We start from the raw sequence: 19,893 nt of genomic DNA on the forward strand, positions 1-19,893 counted from the left end.
GCCCGGCCCCCTTGGGGGCCGGGCCTTCCGTGAGGTGTGAGGCCTAGGCTTCGAAGACCTCGTTCAGGAGGAGCTGCTGCTCCGCCTGGTGGCGCTTGGCCGAGCCGACCGCCGGGGACGAGCCGTGCGGGCGGGAGATGCGGCGCAGGCGCTCGCCGGCCGGGATGTCCGCGCCGACCGCCAGGTCGAGGTGGTCGATCAGGTTGAGGGCGATGAAGGGCCACGCGCCCTGGTTCGCCGGCTCCTCCTGGGCCCAGATGTACTTCGCCGCGTTCGGGAACTTGGCGATCTCCGCCTGGAGCTCCGCACCCGGGAGCGGGTACAGGCGCTCGATGCGGATGATCGCCGTGTCGGTGATGCCCCGCTTCTCGCGCTCGGCCTCCAGGTCGTAGTAGACCTTGCCCGCGCAGAAGACGACCTTGCGGACGGCGTTGGGGTCCACGGTGGAGTCGCCGATGACCGGACGGAACGCACCGGTCGTGAACTCCTCCGCCTTCGACGCCGCCGCCTTCAGACGCAGCATCGACTTCGGGGTGAAGACGATGAGCGGCTTGTGGTGCGGGTTGTGGACCTGCCAGCGCAGGAGGTGGAAGTAGTTCGACGGGAGCGTCGGCATCGCGACCGTCATGTTGTCCTGCGCGCACATCTGCAGGAAGCGCTCCGGGCGGGCGGAGGAGTGGTCCGGGCCCTGGCCCTCGTAGCCGTGCGGCAGGAGGAGCGTGACGCCGGACGTCTGGCCCCACTTCTGCTCGGCCGAGGAGATGAACTCGTCGACGACGGTCTGCGCGCCGTTGACGAAGTCACCGAACTGGGCCTCCCACAGGACCAGAGCGTCCGGGCGGGCCAGCGAGTAGCCGTACTCGAAGCCCATGGCCGCGTACTCGGAGAGCAGCGAGTCGTAGACGTTGTAGCGGGCCTGCTCGTCCGACAGGTAGAGCAGCGGGGTGTAGTCCTCGCCCGTCTCCCGGTCGATGAGGACCGCGTGGCGCTGGCCGAAGGTGCCGCGGCGGGAGTCCTGGCCGGACAGCCGGACCGGGGTGCCCTCCATCAGCAGCGAACCGAAGGCCAGGGTCTCGCCCATGCCCCAGTCGATGGTGCCGTCGTCGATCATCGCCGCGCGGCGCTGCAGCTGCGGCAGCAGGCGCGGGTGGACGGTGACCGTGTCCGGGACGTTGACCTGGGCCTCGGCGATCCGCTTGACGACCTCCTGGGAGATCGCGGTGTTCACGAAGACCGGGAACTCCTGCGCGACCTGCGCGGGCGCCACCGGGGCCGCCGCGGGCTGCGTGGCGGCCTCGCGGACCTCCGCGAAGACCTTCTCCAGCTGGCCCTGGAAGTCCTGGAGCGCCTGCTCGGCCTCTTCCAGGGTGATGTCGCCGCGACCGATGAGGGACTCGGTGTACAGCTTGCGCACCGAGCGCTTCTTGTCGATCAGGTCGTACATCAGCGGCTGCGTGAACGCCGGGTTGTCCGACTCGTTGTGACCGCGGCGGCGGTAGCAGATGAGGTCGATGACCACGTCCTTGTTGAACGCCTGACGGAACTCGAAGGCCAGGCGCGCGATGCGGACCACGGCCTCCGGGTCGTCGCCGTTCACGTGGAAGATCGGCGCCTCGATCATGCGGGCCACGTCGGTCGCGTACATCGAGGAACGCGAGGACTCCGGGGCGGCGGTGAAGCCGACCTGGTTGTTGATGACCACGTGCACGGTGCCGCCGGTGCGGTAGCCGCGCAGCTGCGACATGTTCAGCGTCTCGGCGACGACGCCCTGGCCCGCGAAGGCCGCGTCGCCGTGCAGGGCGACGGGCAGGACCGTGAAGTCCGTGCCGCCCTTGTTGATGATGTCCTGCTTGGCGCGGACCACGCCCTCCAGGACCGGGTCCACCGCCTCCAGGTGCGAGGGGTTGGCGACGAGCGAGACCTTGATCTGCTCCCCGTCCAGGCCCGTGAAGGTGCCGTTGGCACCCAGGTGGTACTTGACGTCGCCGGAGCCGTGCATGGACTTCGGGTCGAGGTTGCCCTCGAACTCGCGGAAGATCTGCGCGTACGACTTGCCGACGATGTTCGCCAGCACGTTCAGGCGGCCGCGGTGGGCCATGCCGATCGCGACCTCTTCGAGGCGGGCCTCGGCGGCCGAGTCGATGACGGCGTCGAGCAGCGGGATGACGGACTCGCCGCCCTCCAGGGAGAAGCGCTTCTGGCCGACGTACTTCGTCTGCAGGAAGGTCTCGAAGGCCTCCGCCGCGTTCAGCCGGCGCAGGATCCGCAGCTGCTCCTCGCGCTCAGGCTTGGAGTGCGGGCGCTCGATGCGGTCCTGGATCCAGCGGCGCTGCTTCGGGTCCTGGATGTGCATGAACTCGACGCCGGTGGTGCGGCAGTACGAGTCGCGCAGCACGCCGAGGATGTCGCGGAGCTTCATCATCGACTTGCCGGAGAAGCCGCCGACCGCGAACTCGCGCTCCAGGTCCCACAGGGTGAGGCCGTGCTCGGTGATGTCGAGGTCGGGGTGCTTGCGCTGCTTGTACTCCAGCGGGTCGGTGTCGGCCATGACGTGGCCGCGGACCCGGTAGGAGTGGATCAGCTCGAAGACGCGGGCGGCCTTCGTGACGTCGTCGTCGTGCGAGGCGTCGATGTCCCGGAGCCAGCGGACCGGCTCGTACGGGATGCGCAGCGCCTCGAAGACGTCGTCGTAGAAGCCGCTCTCGCCGAGCAGCATGTTCGCGACGATGCGCAGGAACTCGCCGGAGGCCGCGCCCTGGATGACCCGGTGGTCGTAGGTCGAGGTCAGGGTCATGACCTTGGAGATGCCCAGCTTGTTCAGGGTGTCCTGCGAGGTGCCCTGGAACTCGGCGGGGTAGTCCATGGAGCCGACGCCCATGATGACCGACTGTCCGGGCATCAGGCGGGGCACGGAGTGCACGGTGCCCAGGCCGCCGGGGTTGGTGAGGGAGACCGTCACCCCGGTGAAGTCGTCCATCGTCAGCTTGCCGATGCGGGCCCGGCGGACGATGTCCTCGTAGGCCTGCCAGAACTCGAAGAAGTTGAGGGTCTCGGCCTTCTTGATGCCGGCGACGACGAGCTGGCGGTCGCCGTTGGGCTTCACCAGGTCGATCGCGAGACCGAAGTTGATGTGCTCCGGCTTGACCAGGGTCGGCTTGCCGTCCTTCTCCGCGAAGGAGTAGTTCATCGACGGCATGGCCTTGATGGCCTGCACCATCGCGTAGCCGATGAGGTGGGTGAAGGAGATCTTCCCGCCCCGGGCGCGCTTCAGGTGGTTGTTGATGACGATGCGGTTGTCGAACAGCAGCTTCACCGGGACGGCGCGGACGGACGTCGCCGTCGGCACTTCCAGGGAGGCGTTCATGTTCTTGACCACGGCAGCCGCCGGGCCGCGGAGCGTCACCAGTTCGGGGCCTGCGGGGGCCTCGGTGGCGGGCGCGGCCTTCTGGGGGGCTACGGAGGGGGTGGCCGGAGCGGCCTGGGAGGCGGGGGCTGCCGGTGCGGCGGCGGCCGGGGCCTGGGAGGTGACAGTCACAGCAGGGGCACCAGAGGGGGTGGCAGGTACAGGGGCAGGTGCTGACACGGGCGTCGTGGCCGCTGCGACGGGGGTGGCGGGCGCGGGGCTCGCCGTCCCTGTGGCGGCGGCGTCGGAAGCCTGCGGCGTCGCGGCGGTGACGGGGGTGGCGGCCTGTGCGGAGGCGCCGTCCGTCGTCGTCGCGGCAGGGGTGGCGGGCCGGTCCGTGGGCTTATCCGCCTTCACCGGAGCGACAGCGCCCCCCGGCTTGTAGTCGGCGAAGAAGTCCCACCAGGCCCGGTCGACCGAGTTCGGGTCCTGGAGGTACTGCTGATAGATCTCGTCGACGAGCCACTCGTTCGCGCCGAAGCCTGGGGCGGGGTTCTTCCCGCCTTCTCCTGCTTCGGTCGTGGTGCTCGGGTTACTGGGGGACTGTGGCGACACGGCGGCAACCGCCCTCTTCCGCTTCACAAGGTATGGACAGCGGGAATAAAGGCTACGCCTCCCGGGCCGTGAGATGCAGACCGGGCGGGACTTACGTCGCGTAGGTCACATCGAACGGCGGGTTTCACCACCAGGAATGGCGGGAAACAAGCGTGGTTCGGGCAGGAGGCACCGCGGTTGCGGCCCCCTGGCTTCGCACCCCTGACGGACCCCGGCGCGTGTGGCCGAGATCATGTCCTTCCCACTCGAACCCTACGTCAACTCGGCGCTTGCGAGCTGCCCGGAAGCGTGACAAGGATCCGGCAGCCCCGTGAGGATTCGGCCACGCCGATGTGCCCTCCGTGCAGACCGACGGCCCAGCGGGCGATGGCCAGGCCCAGGCCCGTGCCCCCGTCGCCGCCCCTCGCGCTGCCCCGGTTGAACCGCTCGAAGACCCGGTGGCGCTCCGCCTCCGGAATCCCGGGACCTTCGTCCCGGACCTCCAGTTCCAGGCTGCCGGGCGCGCCGCCCGCCCGGGCGTGGACCGTGACCCGGCCGTGCGGGGGGCTGTGCTTGACCGCGTTGTCGATCAGGTTCGCCACCACCTGGTGCAGCCGCTCGGCGTCCGCGTACGCCGTCAGGTCCGGCGGGGACACGTCCAGGTGGAGGTGGACGTCGTTGCGGGTGTGCCCGCCCGAACCGGAGGACAGCCCCGGCCGGCCGGCGGCCGCCAGGCCCGACTCCTTCAGCACCCCCGACAGGTACGGCCACACCTCGAAGCGGCGGGCCCGCAGCGGCACTACCCCGTTGTCCACGCGGGAGAGGTCCAGCAGGGTCTCCACCAGCCGGCCGAGCCGCTCGGTCTGCTTCAGGGCCGTGCGCATGGTCTCCGGATCGGCGGCGGAGACCCCGTCCACCACGTTCTCCAGCACCGCCCGCAGGGCCGCGATCGGGGTGCGCAGCTCGTGCGAGACGTTGGCGACGAGCTCCTTGCGGTGCCGGTCCACCGCCTCCAGGTCGTCCGCCATCAGATTGATGGTGGAGGCCAGGTCGCCCAGCTCGTCGCGGCGGCCCGCCCCGCGCACCCGGCGCGTGTAGTCCCCGTGGGATATCGCACGGGCCACGGTGGTCATGTCGTCCAGCGGCGCCGTCAGGCTGTGCGCCACGAACTGGGTGATCAGCATCGAGGCGATCACCGAGAACACCGTGATGAAGCGCACCTCGGTGGCCGTGCGCAGGGCCACCATCAGCAGCCCCGTGGTGATGAAGACCGACACCACCACGAGCGTGCCCAGCTTGGTCTTGATCGAGAACGGGGAGAAGGGCCGCAGCACCCCGGGCGGCCGCTGCCCCGGCGGCCGGTAGCCGCTCACGGCTGCGCCGGGGTCTCCAGGGCGTACCCGACGCCGTGAACCGTACGGATCCGCTCGGCGCCGATCTTCCGGCGCAGCGCCTTGATGTGGCTGTCGACCGTACGGGTCCCGGATGCGTCGGCCCAGTCCCAGACCTCGGCGAGCAGCTGCTCCCGCGAGAGCACCGCCCGCGGGGTCCCTGCCAGGCACACCAGCAGGTCGAACTCCGTCGGCGTCAGGTGCACGTCCTCGGTGTGCACCCGGACCCGGCGCTGCGCGTGGTCGATCTCCAGATCGCCGAGGCGCAGCGTGGCCCCGCGCGGGGCGTGCGCGGCCACGTTGGCCCGCTCCACCCGCCGCAGCAGTACGTGGACCCGCGCGGCCAGCTCGCGCATCGAGAAGGGCTTCGTCATGTAGTCGTCGGCGCCGACCCCGAGGCCGACGAGCATGTCGGTCTCGTCGTCCCGGGCCGTGAGCATGAGCACCGGAACCGGCCGCTGGGCCTGGACCCGGCGGCAGACCTCCAGGCCGTCGAAGCCCGGCAGCATGACGTCCAGGACCAGGAGATCCGGCAGCCAGCCCTCGGCCGCGGCGACGGCCGCCGGCCCGTCCGCGGCCGTCTGCACCTGGAAGCCCTCGGCGCGGAGCCGCGCCGCGATGGCCTCCGCGATGGTGTGGTCGTCCTCGACGACGAGCACCCGCCGCTGCGCGCCGGGGGTGGCCGCGGCGCCGTTGTGGGTGGTGGTGTGCGTCTGTTCCATGTCCCGCCCCTGAAGATCCCGCGTGGTAGGGGTGCAGCGTAGAGGAGCGGTCGGGCTCCGGCTATGACGGGTTCGCTGCGCGGGTTCGTTGCCGGGGCCTCTGCCCCCCGGCCTGCGGCTCAAACGCCGACGGGGCTAGATCTTGGCCACTGCCGGTCCGCAGGTGAGGGCGGTCGACGGGCAGATCCAGCCCCGCCGGCGTTTGAGGCGCGGGGTCCGGGGCGGCGCCCCGGGGGCTCGGGCGGAGCCCGGGCCCGGCGGGTCAGGGCGGAGCCCTGGGAACGATGGAAGGGCGGGTAGGGGACGGCCCCGCAGGGCTCCGGGGCTCCGGCTACGGGGCTACAGGGTCAGGCCGTGGCCGTGCGGGAAGACCGGGTCGGCGGTGTCGTTCGGGACGTCGGGCCGGGAGGCCGCCACCGCGGCCATCGAGCGCGGGAGCTCGAAGGGCAGGCGCCCCTCCGCGGCGGCCCGGCCGAAGGCCACGTCCAGGAGGGCGGCGTCGGACGCCCCGTAGTCCGCGATCAGCGCGGCCGCCCGCTCCGCGATCTCGGGGATCACCGCGGCCCGCTCCAGGTTGATGCAGACCAGGGTCGGGACGGCGTCCAGGAGGGACAGGATCCGGTCGAGTTCCGGCTCGGGGAAGGCCAGTGAACCCGAGTGGAAGAAGGACTCGAAGATGTTCGTGCGGGGCTCGTGCGGGGTGCGCAGCCGCAGCACCGCCAGGGCCGCCTCGGCCGGGTCGGACACGACGTCCCCGTACGCCGCCGCGACGTCCGCGTCCACGTCCCTGACGTACAGCTTCGGCCGGCCGGACACGGGCAGGGTGTTCCCGGTGTTGGTGAGCACCGTCAGGGAGCGCCGCTGGGCCGCCGCGCCGACCGCCGTGAAGTCGGCGCGGCCGACCGTCTCGGCCGCCGCGTCCGGGTCCACGTACGGGTTCTCGAACAGGCCGAGGACGAACTTCTCGCGCAGCAGCCGGCGTACGGACGCGTCGATCCGGGCCTCGGTGACCCGGCCCGAGCGGACCATCTCCACGATGACCGCGGGGCACTGCTCGCCGCCGAACTGGTCCGAGCCCGCCTCCAGCGCGCGGGCCGCCCGCTCGGACACGCTCAGGTGCTCCAGGCCCCAGGCGCGGGCCGGGTGCGGCTCGCCGAAGATCGTCGACTCGGTGAGCAGGCCCCAGTCGGTGCACACGATGCCCTGGAAACCGAGCTCCTCGCGGAGCAGGCCGGTGACGACGCCCTTGTTGAAGCCGAAGCCGACCTCTTCCCAGTCGGTGCCGATGGGCTGGCCGTAGTACGGCATCATCTGCGAGCAGCCGGCCGCGATGGCCGCCTTGAACGGCTCCAGGTGGTGCTCGCGCATCCCGCCCGGGTAGATCTGCTCCTTGCCGTGCGCGAAGTGCGGGTCCTCGCCGTCCTTCTGCGGGCCGCCGCCGGGGAAGTGCTTGACCATCGCGGAGACCGAGGACGCGCCGAGCGCCTCGCCCTGCAGGCCCCGTACGTACGCCTGGACGAGCTCGCCCGTCAGCTTCGCGTCCGAGCCGAAGGTGCCCGACTGGCGGGCCCAGCGCGGCTCCGTGGCCAGGTCGATCTGCGGGTGCAGGGCGACACGGAAGCCGACGGAGAGGTACTCGCGCCGCATGATGTCGGCGAACTCGAAGACCAGCTCCGGGTCGCCGATCGCGGCCATGCCGATCGCCTCGGGCCAGGCGGAGAAGGCGCCGGCGTTGAAGGAGGCGCCGACGTTGTCGGTGAAGGAGTGGCGGGGATCGGTCGACAGGGTCACCGGGATGCCGAGGCGGGTGGCGGCGGCCATCTCCTGGACGGCGTTCTGCCAGGTCGCCATCGCGCGGGCGCCGTAGCTGCCGAGGAGGTTGAAGTGGGTGAGGTGGCGGCCCTCGATCAGCTCGGGGGTGGTGAACGGGAGGATCGAGCCGTCGGTCTCGGTGACCGGGGTGCCGTCCGGGTTCATCATCAGCATCGAGTGGAAGAGCTGGCCGGCCTTCTCCTCCAGGGTCATGCGGGAGAGCAGGTCCTCGACGCGGTCGTCGACGGGGAGGGTGGCGTCCCGGTAGGGGAGGGGGGCGGGGGTGCCGGGGGTGCTCGGGGTGGCCGGGGCGGTGTTCATGACGGTGCTCCTGAGGAGGTCGGTCGCGCGGGAGGTCGCGGGGGTGGACGACTGTGCGGGTGCGGGTGCGGGTGCGGGTGCGGGTGCGGGTGCGGGTGTGGGGGCGGGCGCGGGCGCGGGTCCGGGTGCGTGGGCGGCGGCGGGTCCGGTCGGGTGGCGGGCCGTCACTTGACCGAGCGGATCAGCTGGACGAGGGCGGCGCCGACGGCGGCCGCGATGCCGCCGACGAGGAAGAGGGAGCCGTAGTTGCCCCCTCCGCCGAGGGCGAGGACGAACGGCGCGAGCATCGGCACGAGGGACTGCGGGAGGGCGTTGGCGATGTTGAGGACGCCCATGTCCTTGGCGGCGGTCTCCGGGTCGGGCAGGACGGCGGCGGCGAGCGCCACGTCGACCGCGAGGTAGAGGCCCTCGCCGAAGCCGAAGACAGCCACGGCGAAGAGGAACATTCCGAAGGTGCCCGCCGTGGCGATCAGCAGCAGCCCGACGCCGATGACGAAGGCGGAAGCCAGCACGAAGGGCTTGCGGCGGCCGGTGGCGTCGGACAGCCAGCCGCCGGCGAGGGAGCCGACCACGACACCGCCGACGGTGACGAGGGTGGTGGTGAACATCTTCGAGGCGACCTCGCCCTCGGCGACCCCGAGGCGGTCCATCAGGAAGTACACCTGGTAGCTGGTCACGCAGGCGATGCCGATGAAGACCAGGAAGCGGCTGGCGAAGTTCCACGAGTAGTCGGGGTTCTTGCGCGGATTCACCCAGAAGCTGTGCAGGAACTCCCGCCAGCCGTACGGGGCCACGGACTCGGCGCGGGCCGGCCGGTCGGGCATCACGGCGGCCAGGACGCACACCCTGAGGACGCCGACGACGGCCGGGACGATGAAGGCCAGCGCCATGTTGTCCGTGAAGAGCCGCGCGAGGAAGCTGCCCGCGACCATCGAGACGGACAGCATCATGCCGACCATGCCGGAGACGCGGCCGCGCTGGTGATCCGGGATCAGGTCCGGGATGCAGGCGGTGACCATGCACAGGGCGGCGTTGCAGCCGAGCTGCGCGAGTGCCCAGCCGATCAGCAGCGTGGTGACGTCGGAGCCGAGGCCCACGACGGTCAGTCCGACGGCGGCCACCATCATGCCGCCCACCAGCCAGGGGCGGCGACGGCCGAACCGGCTGGTCGTGCGGTCGGAGAGGGCGCCGAAGAGCGGGTTGCCGACGAGGGCGAGCAGCGCTCCGACGGAGAGCACCTTGCCGAGGGCGGCGCCGCGCTCGGCTTCCGGGACGATCTGGGCCACGCGCAGGGCCAGGGTCACGACGATCGGGGTGAAGACGGCGATGCAGACGCCGAGCTGGGCGGCGACCAGGCCGAAGATCAGCTTGGCGGGGGCGTCGGCGGGGGTGCCGGCCGCGGCGGTGACCGGTGCGGTGACCTGGGCGCCGGCCGGGAGGGCCGGTGTGGCCGGATCGGGTCGGTCGGTGGCTTCGAGTGCGCTTCCGGGGTCCTGCGTGAGCGGCATGGGGGCTCCAACGTCTCCGCGTCGGCCTCGTCGCCGACCGGGCGGTTTCACCGTAGGCGCGAAAACCATGCACCCACTAGGTTTTCGTGGAGTGAGCTGGATCACTGCATCGGGATGGCCGGAAACAGTCGGGTTTAGGGTGGTCCGCATGGCACAGGACAAGGGCCGAACGGCCCCCAAGGCGGCGGCCGCCCGGGGCGGCTACGCGGTGGGCGACGCCCGTCGCCAGAAGATCCTCGACACCGCCGTCGAGCACTTCGCGCAGTGGGGGTTCCACGCCTCCTCGCTCGCCCGGATCGCCAACGACTGCGGGATCACCCAGGGCGGCCTGCTCCACCACTTCCGCGGCAAGGAGGACCTGCTGCTGTCCGTGCTGGCGCAGAGCGAGCAGCACGACGTCGAGCGGCTCTTCAGCGGCCCCGGGGAGGAGGCGCCCCCGGTCGCCGCGCACTTCGCCGCGGTGGTCGCCCTCGCCGAGGAGAACGCCCGCCGGCCCGGGCTCGTACGGATGTACAACACGCTGGTCGGCGAGTCCGGGAACCCGGGCCACCCCGCGCACGCCTACTTCCGGCAGCGCTACGACCGGGTCCTCGGCTACAGCGTCGGCCTGCTCCGGGCGGGCGTCGAGCGGGGCGAAGTACGGCCGGACACGGACTGCGGGGCCGTCGGCCGCGAGACCATCGCTGTGATGGACGGGTTCCAGATCCAGTGGGTGCTGGACCCGGAGGGCGTGGACATGGCGGTCCTGCTCCGCGGCTACCTGGACCGGCGGTTGCGGGAGATCACGGTGGCGGGAACGGGGCTGTGACGGGGCGGTGGCCGGGGCGGTAGGGGTGGTGCCGGGCTTTCTTCAGCTGTGTCAGCGCGACTCGAAGGACGGCAGCGCGCCCAGGACCCCCTGCAGGGGCCGCGGCAGCGTGGTCTGGTCGGCGGCGACCTCGTAGCCGCCGTGCCGGAAGGCGTACGTGAACGAGTCGAAGACCGGTTGGGCGGGCATCGAGATCCGCGGCAGGCGGGGGAAGTCCGCCTCCTGGAGTGCGGTGCGCAGCTTCGCGAGGGCGGACGCCGAGAGCTTGCCGTGGTCGACCGTCTCGGCCTTGGCGTTCAGTCGCAGGAACGATCCGTCGCCCTTGATGATCAAGGTGCTGGTCTTTCCGGCGAGGCCCCCGCTACGGGTGACCGCGACGAGCGTCTCGTCCGCGCGGGGCGGCGAGGCGCTGGGTGCGGGGGCGGAGGTGCTCGGGGCGGGAGGCGGGGCGGGAGCGGTCGTGCCGGTGCCCGGGGCCGGGCTCTGGCCGGCGCTCTGACCGGGGGACGGAGTCCCCGGGGCGTCCGTCGCCGTCCCGGAGGGGTCGGCCGTGGCGGTGCCGGTGCCCGTGCTCGCGTTCGTGTCCGGCTTCGGCTTCGGTGAGGCCCCGTCCCCCGACCCGTCGGAGGAACATCCGCCCAGGGCCGCCACCACGGCCAGCGCCACGGCCGCCGTCGCCCAACCCACTCGCCCACCACGTGCTCGCACGCCCCACCCCCGCAGGTATCCGGCTCGAACCCCGAGTATGGAGTCAGCACCACCCGCACGGATAGCACCCGGAGGCCGACATCCGCCGCTTCGCCCCTTGGCGCTGGCTGCCGCCGCTCACCGCTTTCGCCCTCGGCCTCTGGGGCCTTTCGCGGGGCGGCTCCCTGTGGCGCGACGAGTCCGTCACATGGCAGGTCGCGCACCGCCCGCTCGGGGAGCTCTGGGAACTGCTGGGCCAGGTCGACGCCGTCCACGGCCTCTACTACCTGCTGATGCACGGGGTCTTCGCGGTCTTCGCGGCAACGGGCACCACCGCCTCCGACCCCGGCCTCTGGCCCCTGCGCCTCCCCTCGGTGGCCGCCACCGCCCTCGCCGCGTCCGGCGTGGCCGCGGTGGCGCACCACCTGGCGGGCGGGCGGCGCGGCGGGGCCGCCCGGTCCGGGGGCGCGGAGCCGTCCGGGGACGCCGGCCGAGTCGGCGGTGCCGCGGGCCGAGTCGGCGGTGCCGCGGGCGCCGGCCGGGCCGGGCACGCCGACCTTGCCGACCGGGTCGCGTTGTTGTCCGGGGTCGCGTACGCCCTGCTGCCGCCCGTGCAGATGTACGCCCAGGAGGGACGCTCGTACGCCTTCGTCGCCGCGGCCGTCGTCTGGGCCGCGTACCTGATGCTGCGCGAGCGCTGGGTCGCCTACGCCGTGGTGCTCGTGCTGGGGTGCTGGCTGCACGAGTTCGCCGTACTGGCCCTGCCCGCGCACGCGTTCGCCGCCCGGCGCTCGCGCGGCTGGCGGTTCGCGGCCGGGGCCGTCGTGGTCGCGCTGCTGCCGCTCGCCCTGGTCAGCGCACGGCAGGCGCAGCAGCAGCTGGGCTGGCTCGGGCGGCCGAGCTGGCAGGACTGGGCGGCGTACGGAGTCCTCGCGGCCGCCTCGCTGCTCCTGGCCCGCGGAGCCGCGCGGGAACTCGTACGGGTCGCCCTGCCGCTGGCGCTGCTGCCCCCCGGGCTGTTGCTCGCGATCTCACTGGTGCACCCCTGGTACGTGGACCGGTACGTCCTCTACGCCCTCGCCGGCTTCGCCCTCCTCGTGGGGGCGCGGCTCGCCACGGCGCGGGGGTGGTGGGTGTGGCCGCTGGTCGGGGTCCTCCTCGTCCCGGTCGGGTTCTGGTCCGCGTGGCTGCGTACCCCCGAGAGCCGCAAGGACGACGCGCGGGCGGTGGCGGCGGCCGTCCGCGAGGCCGCGCGCCCGGGGGACGCGGTGCTCTTCCTCCCCTCGCGGCGGCGCGAATGGCTGCTGTCCTCACCACAGGTCTACGGGTCCCTGCGCGACCTCGCCCTGTCCGGCACCCCGGCGGCTTCGCGGAGCCTCCAGGGCGTGGAGCGGACCCCGGAGGAGATCCGGGTGGCCCTGCTCGACCCGGCCGTCGACCGGGTGGTCGCCCTGCTGGACCCGGCGGGGCAGCCGCTGGACGGCTACCCGGCGGAGGCGGTGAAACGCCAGACGCTGGTCTCCCACTTCGACCTGTGCTCCGTGCGGGACGTGCGCGGCGCCCGAGTGGCCCTCTTCGCCAAACCGGGCGACTGCCCGTAGCCGGGGCGGGGGCCACCTGTCCGCTCCCGGCCGTGCCATGCCCCCCCGGCGCCGAGGGGCCCGATCAGGGGGAGGGCCGTTGCCGCTCCGGGGATCTGGGAACCCCCGGGCCCTTCGGTCTCCGTAGATGAGCGCCCAGGGCCCGTGGTGCCCTGCCCCGGGGGCGGTGGGCCGGGGGAACCTGCCCCCAGGGTGGGTGCGTTCGTGGGAGGCGGGGGAGCGGGAGGGAGGATGGGCGGTGGGCCGCGGAGCTTGCCGGGGTCGTCGACTTCTGCCGGAGGTGCCGTATGGATGCAGCCCGCCCCCGATTCAACTCCCCCGTGCCCGTGCCGCCCGGCCCCCTCGTCGACGGGGACTGGCTCGCGGAGCGGCTCGGCATACCCGGACTCGTCGTCTTCGACGCCTCCGTCGGGCCGCACCGCGACGCGGACCGGCGCATTCCCGGGGCCCGTCCCTTCGACCTCGACGGCGCGCTGTCCGACCACACCGCCCCCGCCCCGCACACCATGCCCGGCCCCGACGCCTTCGCCGAGGCGATGCGTGCCCTCGGCGTCGACGACAGCGGCACGGTCGTCGCGTACGACGGCGCCGGCGTCTACTCCAGCGCCCGCGCCTGGTGGATGCTGCGCAGCATGGGCTTCGACCGGGTCGCCGTCCTCGACGGCGGGCTGCCCGCGTGGCTCGCCGCCGGGCGGCCGGTGGAGGAGCGCCCACCGGGGTACGAGGGCCCGCGCGGCTCCTTCACGGCCCGGCCCCGCGCCGGGCTGCTGGTGGACGCCGCCACCGTGTCGGCGGCCCTGGCAGATCCGGCCGCAGCGGTGCTCGACGCCCGGACCCGCGAACGCTTCGCCGGTACCGCACCCGAGCCCCGCCCGGGCCTGCGCGGCGGCCACATGCCGGGCGCGGTCAGCCTCCCCTTCGGTGAACTCCAGCGCCCCGACGGCCTGATGCGCCCCGATGCGGAACTCCGCGCGGCCTTCGGAGCAGCGGTGGGCGAGCGGGAGCGGCTGTACTTCAGCTGCGGCTCCGGGGTCACGGCCTGCGTGCTCGCCCTGGGCGCGGACCTGGCCGGGTACAAGGACCTCGCGGTCTACGACGGCTCCTGGAGTGAGTGGGGCGTCCCGTCCCCGGACCGACCGGTCGCGCAGGGGAGTTAGGCCGTCGCTCCCGGATCCGGCCCGGCCCGCGCCGCCCGGCACCGGACGACGCGGGCCTGACCGGCAAGATCGGAAGGATACGGCCCAGGACGGCCCGCCTCCGGATCCCGCCTCCGGCTCCGCGCCGCCCGGCAGGCGGCCCCGCGCCGTCTCCGTCCGCCGCCCGGGGGATAACCCCACCCCGGATCCGGGCACGTGCACCATGCCCCCGGGGCCACCGCGCGGGCACGATCGACACCATGACCACGAAGACGCGCCCGCGCGCCACCAAGGCCACCGTCACTGCCACATACACCGCCGCGGCCCTCGCCGCCGGTCTGCTGCTCACCGGTTGCTCCTTCGGCTCGCTCGTCTCCCGCGGCGGACCGGGGAACACAGCGAGCGCGGACACGACGGTGGCCGAGGCCGTCACCGCGGTCGACGTCTCGGACGCCGGCAGCGGATCCATCGAAGTGGTCGCCGGTTCCGGCCCGGGCGTCACCGTCCGCCGTACCGTCCACTACCGCGGCGACACCGTGCCCCAGCCCGCGCAGAGGCTCTCCGGGGGCGTGCTGACCCTCACCAACGGCAGCTGCTCCGGCCGCTGTTCCGTCGACTACCGGCTGGAGGTGCCGGCCTCCGCGACGGTCCGCGCCGAGAGCGGCAGCGGCCGCGTCACGGTGGCGGGAGTGGCCGCCGCCGACGTCACCACCTCCTCCGGCTCGGTCCGGGCGGACCGGATCGCCGGCCCGCTGACGGTCCGTACGTTCTCGGGCTCGATCGCCGCCGAGGAGCTGGCCGGCCCGGCCGCGGACGCCCGCTCGTCCTCCGGCGACGTCCGCCTCGCCTTCGGGAAGGCACCGTCCTCGGTCGCCGTGGAAACCAGCTCGGGCGATGCCGAGGTGAAGGTTCCCGCCGCCCCGTATGCCCTCGACCTCTCCACCACCTCCGGCGGGCGCGAGATCACCGTCCCCGCGGACCCGTCCGCGACCGCCCGCGTCGCCGTACGGACCACGTCGGGCGACATCACCGTCTCGGCGGCCTGATCCGCGTCTCGCCCGGATCCCCATGGGGTTTCGAATTCCCCTTCCCGCACGGCCCCGCGTGTCTCGCGTGCGGGTGCGTCCTCCTGCACCTCCACCACGAGCGGCTGAGGTGGACGAGAACGCGGGTCGGGGTGGCGCCTCGAGCAACTACTACGTCAACCTGTCCGGCTACGGGTCCTCGACGACGAGGTCAGCTCTGTCCGGTACCTGCTGGTCGTCGCGTCGGCGCCGCTGATCGGCCTGCTGACCGGCGTGCTGACCGGCGTGCTGACCGGCGTGCTCGACGGCCTCTACCCGGCCCGCCGCGCGGCCCGCGTCGAGCCGGTGGAGGCCCTGCGGCAGTGAGCACCGGCAGCCGTCCCGCGCTGCCGCCGGGCCGCCCCGGCGGTGCCCGCGCGGGTCAGCCGAGTACGGCGGTCACCTCGCGGCGGGCCGTCTCCGACAGCAGGGGGGACCACCGGGTGAACAGTTCGAGCAGACCGGCCCCGTTGCGTTCGCGGAAGGACGCGTTCACCTTCGCCAGGTCCAGCTCGTTGGCCGCCGTGAGCTCGGCGAAGTCGCGGCGCTGCTGAGGGGACGGAACGAACTCCTCGCCCGTGAACCGGTCCCGGAAGACTACCGACGCGTCGTCCGGTGCGGCGAGGCCCGGGTAGGAGGCCTTGCGGTCGCAGCTCGCGTAGAAGTAGACGAGCTGCTCGGCCTCCGTACCGATCGCCTCGGTGAGGCGGGCCCGTTCGGAAAGCTCCAGGAGTACCAGAGGCAGCCCGTCGGTGCCGTAGAAGGCGTGGCACAGTGCCGCGGCCCGGAGCGCCGGCCGTCCGCCCCAGGCGTCCACCAGTGCCTCGACGCGCAGCAGGTGGGTCAGGAGCGTGCCGCCCGAGTGCTTGGTGGTCTCCGCCCCCACCTCCTTGAGCAGGGCTATCGCCGGTGAATCGGTGGGTGCGTGCGCGTTCTCGCTGTGCATCATGCGCCCATCATGACGAGCCGCCCGCGCCCCGCGCCCGGCGCGATCGGCATGCGGACACCCTGCGGCCGTCCGAGTGTTCGCCCCCGGCGAACGGCACTTGGGGAACATTGGGGAGCTCACATGCATTGAGTCGGCATAACTCAACTTCACTGCCGGAGGGAACATCATGGCTTCGACGTCCGTAACGCTCACCCTGCCCGTGCTGCCGCTCGACGACGAGGTCGTGCTGCCCGGGATGGTCGTTCCGCTGGACCTGTCCGACGCCGAGGTGCGGGGCGCCGTCGAGGCCGCCCAGGCCGCCGCCGCGGGTGGCAAGCCGAAGGTGCTGCTCGTGCCCCGGGTCGACGGGAAGTACACGGGCACCGGCGTCCTCGGGACCGTGGAGCAGGTGGGGCGGCTGTCCGACGGGGATCCCGGGGCCCTGATCCGGGGGCGCGGCCGGGTCCGTATCGGGGCCGGGACGACCGGGCCCGGGGCCGCGCTCTGGGTCGAGGGCGAGACGGTGGACGAGACCGTGCCCGATCCGCTGCCCGGGGCCGTCGCCGAGCTCGTCAAGGAGTACAAGGCGCTCGCCACCAGCTGGCTCAAGAAGCGCGGGGCCTGGCAGGTCGTGGACCGGGTGCAGCAGATCGAGGGGGTCGGGGCCCTCGCGGACAACTCCGGGTACTCCCCGTTCCTGACCGTCGAGCAGAAGGTGGAGCTGCTGGAGACGGCCGACCCGGTCGCCCGGCTGAAGCTCGCGGTCAAGGCCCTCAGCGACCACCTCGCCGAGCAGGACGTCGCCGAGTCCATCGCCAAGGACGTGCAGGACGGCGTCGACAAGGTCCAGCGCGAGTTCCTGCTCAAGCGGCAGCTCGACGCCGTGCGCAAGGAGCTGCGCGAGCTCAGCGGGGAGAAGGAGGGGGAGGAGTCCGACGACTACCGGGCCCGGGTCGAGGCCGCCGACCTGCCGGAGAAGGTACGGGAGGCCGCCCTCAAGGAGGTCGACAAGCTGGAGCGCTCCAGCGACCAGTCCCCGGAGGGGTCCTGGATCCGCACCTGGCTGGACACCGTCCTCGAACTGCCCTGGAACGAGCGGACCGAGGACGAGTACGACATCCGGGGAGCGCGCGCCGTCCTGGACGCCGAGCACGCCGGGCTGAGCGACGTGAAGGACCGGATCACCGAGTACCTCGCGGTGCGCAAGCGCCGCTCCGAGCGCGGGATGGGCGTCGTCGGCGGCCGCCGCGGCGGGGCCGTACTGGCGCTCGTGGGCCCGCCCGGTGTCGGAAAGACCTCCCTCGGGGAGTCCGTGGCCCACGCCATGGGGCGCAAGTTCGTCCGCGTGGCCCTCGGCGGCGTCCGCGACGAGGCCGAGATCCGCGGGCACCGGCGTACGTACGTGGGCGCGCTGCCCGGCCGGATCGTACGGGCGATCAAGGAAGCCGGGTCCATGAACCCGGTCGTCCTGCTCGACGAGATCGACAAGGTCGGCTCCGACTTCCGGGGCGACCCGGCGGCGGCGCTGCTCGAAGTCCTCGACCCGGCCCAGAACCACACCTTCCGGGACCACTACCTGGAGGTGGAGCTGGACCTGAGCGACGTGGTGTTCCTCGCCACCGCGAACGTGCTGGAGGCCATCCCCGAGGCCCTCGCCGACCGCATGGAACTGGTCCGCCTCGACGGCTACACCGAGGACGAGAAGGTCGTCATCGCCCGCGACCACCTGCTGCCCAGGCAGCTGGAGCGCGCCGGCCTGGCCGTGGAGGAAGTGGTCCTGGAGGAGGACGCGCTGCGCAAGCTGGCGGGGGAGTACACCCGCGAGGCGGGCGTACGCACCCTGGAGCGTTCCCTCGCCCGGCTGCTGCGCAAGGTGGCCTCCCAGCACGAGCTGGGGGAGCGGGAGCTGCCGCTGCGGATCGGCGCCGACGACCTGCGGGCACTGATCGGGCGGCCGCACCACGTACCGGAGTCCGCGCAGGACCCGGCCGAGCGGCGGACCGCGGTACCGGGCGTGGCCACCGGCCTCGCCGTGACCGGGGCGGGCGGCGACGTCCTGTTCGTCGAGGCCTCGCTGGCCGATCCCGAGACGGGCGCGGCCGGGCTCACGCTGACGGGCCAGCTCGGAGACGTGATGAAGGAGTCGGCCCAGATCGCGCTCAGCTTCCTGCGCTCCCACGGCGCCGAGCTGGAACTCCCGGTCGCCGACCTGAAGGACCGGGGCGTGCACATCCACTTCCCGGCGGGCGCGGTGCCCAAGGACGGCCCGAGCGCGGGCATCACGATGACGACGGCGCTGGCCTCGCTGCTGTCGGGCCGGCAGGTCCGCACGGACGTGGCCATGACCGGGGAGGTCTCGCTGACCGGGCGGGTCCTGCCCATCGGCGGGGTCAAGCAGAAGCTGCTGGCCGCGCACCGGGCCGGGCTGACCACCGTCATCATCCCGAAGCGGAACGAGGCCGACCTGGACGACGTTCCCGCGGAGGTGCTGGCAGGACTGTCGGTGCACCCGGTGACGGACGTACGGCAGGTCCTGGAGCTGGCCCTGGCCGCGGACGAGGTCTCGGTGACCGTGGCGGCCTGATCCGGGCACCGTCCGGGCGGGCCGGTGGCCCGGGGATTCCCGCTCCGGCGGGGCCCCGGGCCCCCGGCGTACCCGCTGCGAAATACTGGTGGCCCACCCACCAGCGAAGGAGCGGGCCGTGCACGGGACCGAAGACCAGGAGTTCCTTGCCCTGGAGCGGGAGCTGTCCGTCTTCCTCCGACGGGCCCGCGCCTCCTCCGGGGAGATGGCGCGCGAGCTGCACCCGGAGCTGGAACCGGCCGCGTACGGGCTCCTCGTACGGCTGGAAGCCGCCGGGCGGCAGCGGGCGACCGAGCTCGCCGCCTACTTCGGGGTCGGCAAGGCCACCATGAGCCGGCAGCTGCGGGCCCTGGAGGTGCTGGGCCTGCTGGCCCGCGAGCCGGACCCGGCGGACGGGCGGGCCTTCCTGGTCGGGCTCACGGAGGAGGGCCGGGAGCGCTTCCTGCGGGTGCGGGGCGCCCGGCGTGAGCAGTACATGCGCAAGCTCGCGGACTGGGACCGCGGAGAAGTGGCGGAACTGGCGCGGCTTCTGAACCAGTTGAACGCAGGAGGGGAGTAGCTCCCCTTCCCGTGGCTCCCCTCCTCACAGCTCCGCGTAGGCCGCCGACGCGTCGTCGTGGCGCTTGTCGCGGCGGTGCGGCCGGCCCGGGTCCGATTCCAGCGCGCGGACCCGGTCGATCAGGGACTGCGCCCCTTCCTTGCACAGCACCGCCAGGCATTCGGCCCAGTCGCCCTCCCCGAACGTGTCCGTCCACCGGCTGGCCCCGTCCGTGATCGCCGCCACCGCCCGGACCTCCGCGCGCGGCGTCCGCCCGGTCACCGCCCGGGCCGCCACCTGCGGGTCCGCGGCCGCGGTGTAGAAGCCGCCCTCGGCGTTGCGCAGCGTGTCGGCGGAGGCCTCCGTACGCAGCAGCTCGCGCGGGATCCGGTCCAGCCGGTCGTCGAGGACCGCGCGCACCTCGCCCCCGGGCGCCTGGAGGAGGAGTACGGAATCCGAGAGCACCAGGTGCTCGACCCAGGACGCGTCCCAGCGGACCACGACCACCGTCGCCTGCGGCGTCCGGACGTGAGAAAGGTCACACGTGTCGCGATGGGCCTCCGCGGTGACGCGGATGGCCTCCGCCAGAACCCGGTCGAGGGGCATGTCCCGGCGTGATCCGGACAGTTCGGTCAATCGGCCCCCCAGCCGGGCCGCGAACCACGGCACTCCGTGCGCGCATCCGACGTCACCCGGCGGCGGGGTGACCCCGTCGAGGGCGACCAGGACTCCGCCGCCCGAGGCGGGGATCGCGGCCGACAGCCAGTCCTCGTTGGGGCGTTCCGGATTGCCGGGGGCGGAGGAGAGATCGATGCGCATGCTGACATTCTGCCCGCGCGGTGCCCCGTAGGAGCGG

General features: G+C 73.0%; 14 protein-coding genes. 6 read left to right on the top strand and 8 right to left on the bottom strand.

The window, feature by feature from the left end:
- Nucleotides 1-43: 43 nt before the first annotated feature.
- The 5 genes from OG435_RS30310 to OG435_RS30330 all read right to left on the bottom strand — a co-directional run bounded on the left by OG435_RS30310 (nucleotide 44) and on the right by OG435_RS30330 (nucleotide 9,691).
- Nucleotides 44-3,958 (bottom strand): multifunctional oxoglutarate decarboxylase/oxoglutarate dehydrogenase thiamine pyrophosphate-binding subunit/dihydrolipoyllysine-residue succinyltransferase subunit, encoded by a 3,915-nt coding sequence (locus OG435_RS30310; RefSeq protein ID WP_266881100.1) that lies wholly within the window; start codon nucleotides 3,956-3,958, stop codon nucleotides 44-46.
- 257 nt (nucleotides 3,959-4,215) lie between these two features.
- Nucleotides 4,216-5,310, bottom strand: coding sequence for a HAMP domain-containing sensor histidine kinase (locus tag OG435_RS30315; RefSeq protein ID WP_430625715.1), 1,095 nt, complete (start codon nucleotides 5,308-5,310; stop codon nucleotides 4,216-4,218).
- A complete protein-coding gene (locus OG435_RS30320) occupies nucleotides 5,307-6,050 on the bottom strand; it encodes a response regulator transcription factor (RefSeq protein WP_266881101.1) in 744 nt (247 codons plus the stop codon). Before OG435_RS30320 ends, OG435_RS30315 begins: the two co-directional genes overlap by 4 nt.
- 339 nt (nucleotides 6,051-6,389) lie before the next feature.
- Complete coding sequence (locus OG435_RS30325) at nucleotides 6,390-8,183, bottom strand: glycoside hydrolase family 3 protein (RefSeq protein ID WP_266881102.1); 1,794 nt, start codon at nucleotides 8,181-8,183, stop codon at nucleotides 6,390-6,392.
- A gap of 164 nt (nucleotides 8,184-8,347) precedes the next feature.
- Nucleotides 8,348-9,691, bottom strand: coding sequence for an MFS transporter (locus OG435_RS30330; RefSeq protein WP_266881103.1), 1,344 nt, complete (start codon nucleotides 9,689-9,691; stop codon nucleotides 8,348-8,350).
- Between the two features lie 148 nt (nucleotides 9,692-9,839).
- Here OG435_RS30330 and OG435_RS30335 point away from each other — a divergent pair, with 148 nt between their 5' ends.
- Nucleotides 9,840-10,499, top strand: coding sequence for a TetR/AcrR family transcriptional regulator (locus OG435_RS30335; protein ID WP_266881104.1), 660 nt, complete (start codon nucleotides 9,840-9,842; stop codon nucleotides 10,497-10,499).
- Between the two features lie 51 nt (nucleotides 10,500-10,550).
- Here OG435_RS30335 and OG435_RS30340 read toward each other — a convergent pair whose 3' ends face one another.
- The gene (locus OG435_RS30340; RefSeq protein ID WP_266881105.1) at nucleotides 10,551-11,186 is read right to left on the bottom strand and encodes a hypothetical protein; all 636 of its coding nucleotides are present in this window, start codon (nucleotides 11,184-11,186) and stop codon (nucleotides 10,551-10,553) included.
- A gap of 293 nt (nucleotides 11,187-11,479) precedes the next feature.
- Here OG435_RS30340 and OG435_RS30345 point away from each other — a divergent pair, with 293 nt between their 5' ends.
- The 3 genes from OG435_RS30345 (at nucleotide 11,480) to OG435_RS30355 (ending at nucleotide 14,969) form a co-directional block, all read left to right on the top strand.
- Entirely contained in the window at nucleotides 11,480-12,787 is a 1,308-nt protein-coding gene (locus tag OG435_RS30345) for a hypothetical protein (protein ID WP_266881106.1), read from the top strand.
- Between the two features lie 287 nt (nucleotides 12,788-13,074).
- On the top strand, nucleotides 13,075-13,944 hold the full coding sequence (locus tag OG435_RS30350; protein WP_266881107.1) for a sulfurtransferase: 870 nt from the start codon (nucleotides 13,075-13,077) through the stop codon (nucleotides 13,942-13,944).
- Nucleotides 13,945-14,183: 239 nt separating this feature from the next.
- Nucleotides 14,184-14,969, top strand: coding sequence for a DUF4097 family beta strand repeat-containing protein (locus OG435_RS30355; protein ID WP_266881108.1), 786 nt, complete (start codon nucleotides 14,184-14,186; stop codon nucleotides 14,967-14,969).
- A 400-nt stretch (nucleotides 14,970-15,369) separates the two neighbouring features.
- Here OG435_RS30355 and OG435_RS30360 read toward each other — a convergent pair whose 3' ends face one another.
- A complete protein-coding gene (locus tag OG435_RS30360) occupies nucleotides 15,370-15,936 on the bottom strand; it encodes a DUF6817 domain-containing protein (RefSeq protein WP_266881109.1) in 567 nt (188 codons plus the stop codon).
- A 166-nt stretch (nucleotides 15,937-16,102) separates the two neighbouring features.
- On the opposite strand from OG435_RS30360, the gene lon reads away from it, so the two are divergent.
- Together lon and OG435_RS30370 are read left to right on the top strand one after the other, a co-directional pair.
- Nucleotides 16,103-18,499, top strand: a complete 2,397-nt coding sequence (lon, locus tag OG435_RS30365) for an endopeptidase La (RefSeq protein WP_266881110.1) — start codon at nucleotides 16,103-16,105, stop codon at nucleotides 18,497-18,499.
- A gap of 118 nt (nucleotides 18,500-18,617) precedes the next feature.
- Complete coding sequence (locus OG435_RS30370; protein WP_243336175.1) at nucleotides 18,618-19,058, top strand: MarR family winged helix-turn-helix transcriptional regulator; 441 nt, start codon at nucleotides 18,618-18,620, stop codon at nucleotides 19,056-19,058.
- A gap of 24 nt (nucleotides 19,059-19,082) precedes the next feature.
- On the opposite strand, the gene OG435_RS30375 is transcribed toward OG435_RS30370, so the two are convergent.
- Nucleotides 19,083-19,856 (bottom strand): protein phosphatase 2C domain-containing protein, encoded by a 774-nt coding sequence (locus OG435_RS30375; protein WP_266881111.1) that lies wholly within the window; start codon nucleotides 19,854-19,856, stop codon nucleotides 19,083-19,085.
- Nucleotides 19,857-19,893: the final 37 nt, after the last annotated feature.

The sequence above is a fragment of the Streptomyces sp. NBC_01264 genome (genome assembly GCF_026340675.1).
Classification (GTDB): domain Bacteria; phylum Actinomycetota; class Actinomycetes; order Streptomycetales; family Streptomycetaceae; genus Streptomyces.

Bases quoted from the DNA above. Each gene is read 5' to 3' on its own strand.
- OG435_RS30320 (WP_266881101.1), bottom strand. From the start codon at position 6,050: ATGGAACAGACGCACACCACCACCCACAACGGCGCCGCGGCCACCCCC.
- OG435_RS30325 (WP_266881102.1), bottom strand. From the start codon at position 8,183: ATGAACACCGCCCCGGCCACCCCGAGCACCCCCGGCACCCCCGCCCCC.
- OG435_RS30330 (WP_266881103.1), bottom strand. From the start codon at position 9,691: ATGCCGCTCACGCAGGACCCCGGAAGCGCACTCGAAGCCACCGACCGA.
- OG435_RS30335 (WP_266881104.1), top strand. From the start codon at position 9,840: ATGGCACAGGACAAGGGCCGAACGGCCCCCAAGGCGGCGGCCGCCCGG.
- OG435_RS30345 (WP_266881106.1), top strand. From the start codon at position 11,480: ATGCACGGGGTCTTCGCGGTCTTCGCGGCAACGGGCACCACCGCCTCC.
- OG435_RS30350 (WP_266881107.1), top strand. From the start codon at position 13,075: ATGGATGCAGCCCGCCCCCGATTCAACTCCCCCGTGCCCGTGCCGCCC.
- OG435_RS30355 (WP_266881108.1), top strand. From the start codon at position 14,184: ATGACCACGAAGACGCGCCCGCGCGCCACCAAGGCCACCGTCACTGCC.
- OG435_RS30360 (WP_266881109.1), bottom strand. From the start codon at position 15,936: ATGATGCACAGCGAGAACGCGCACGCACCCACCGATTCACCGGCGATA.
- lon (WP_266881110.1), top strand. From the start codon at position 16,103: ATGGCTTCGACGTCCGTAACGCTCACCCTGCCCGTGCTGCCGCTCGAC.
- OG435_RS30375 (WP_266881111.1), bottom strand. From the start codon at position 19,856: ATGCGCATCGATCTCTCCTCCGCCCCCGGCAATCCGGAACGCCCCAAC.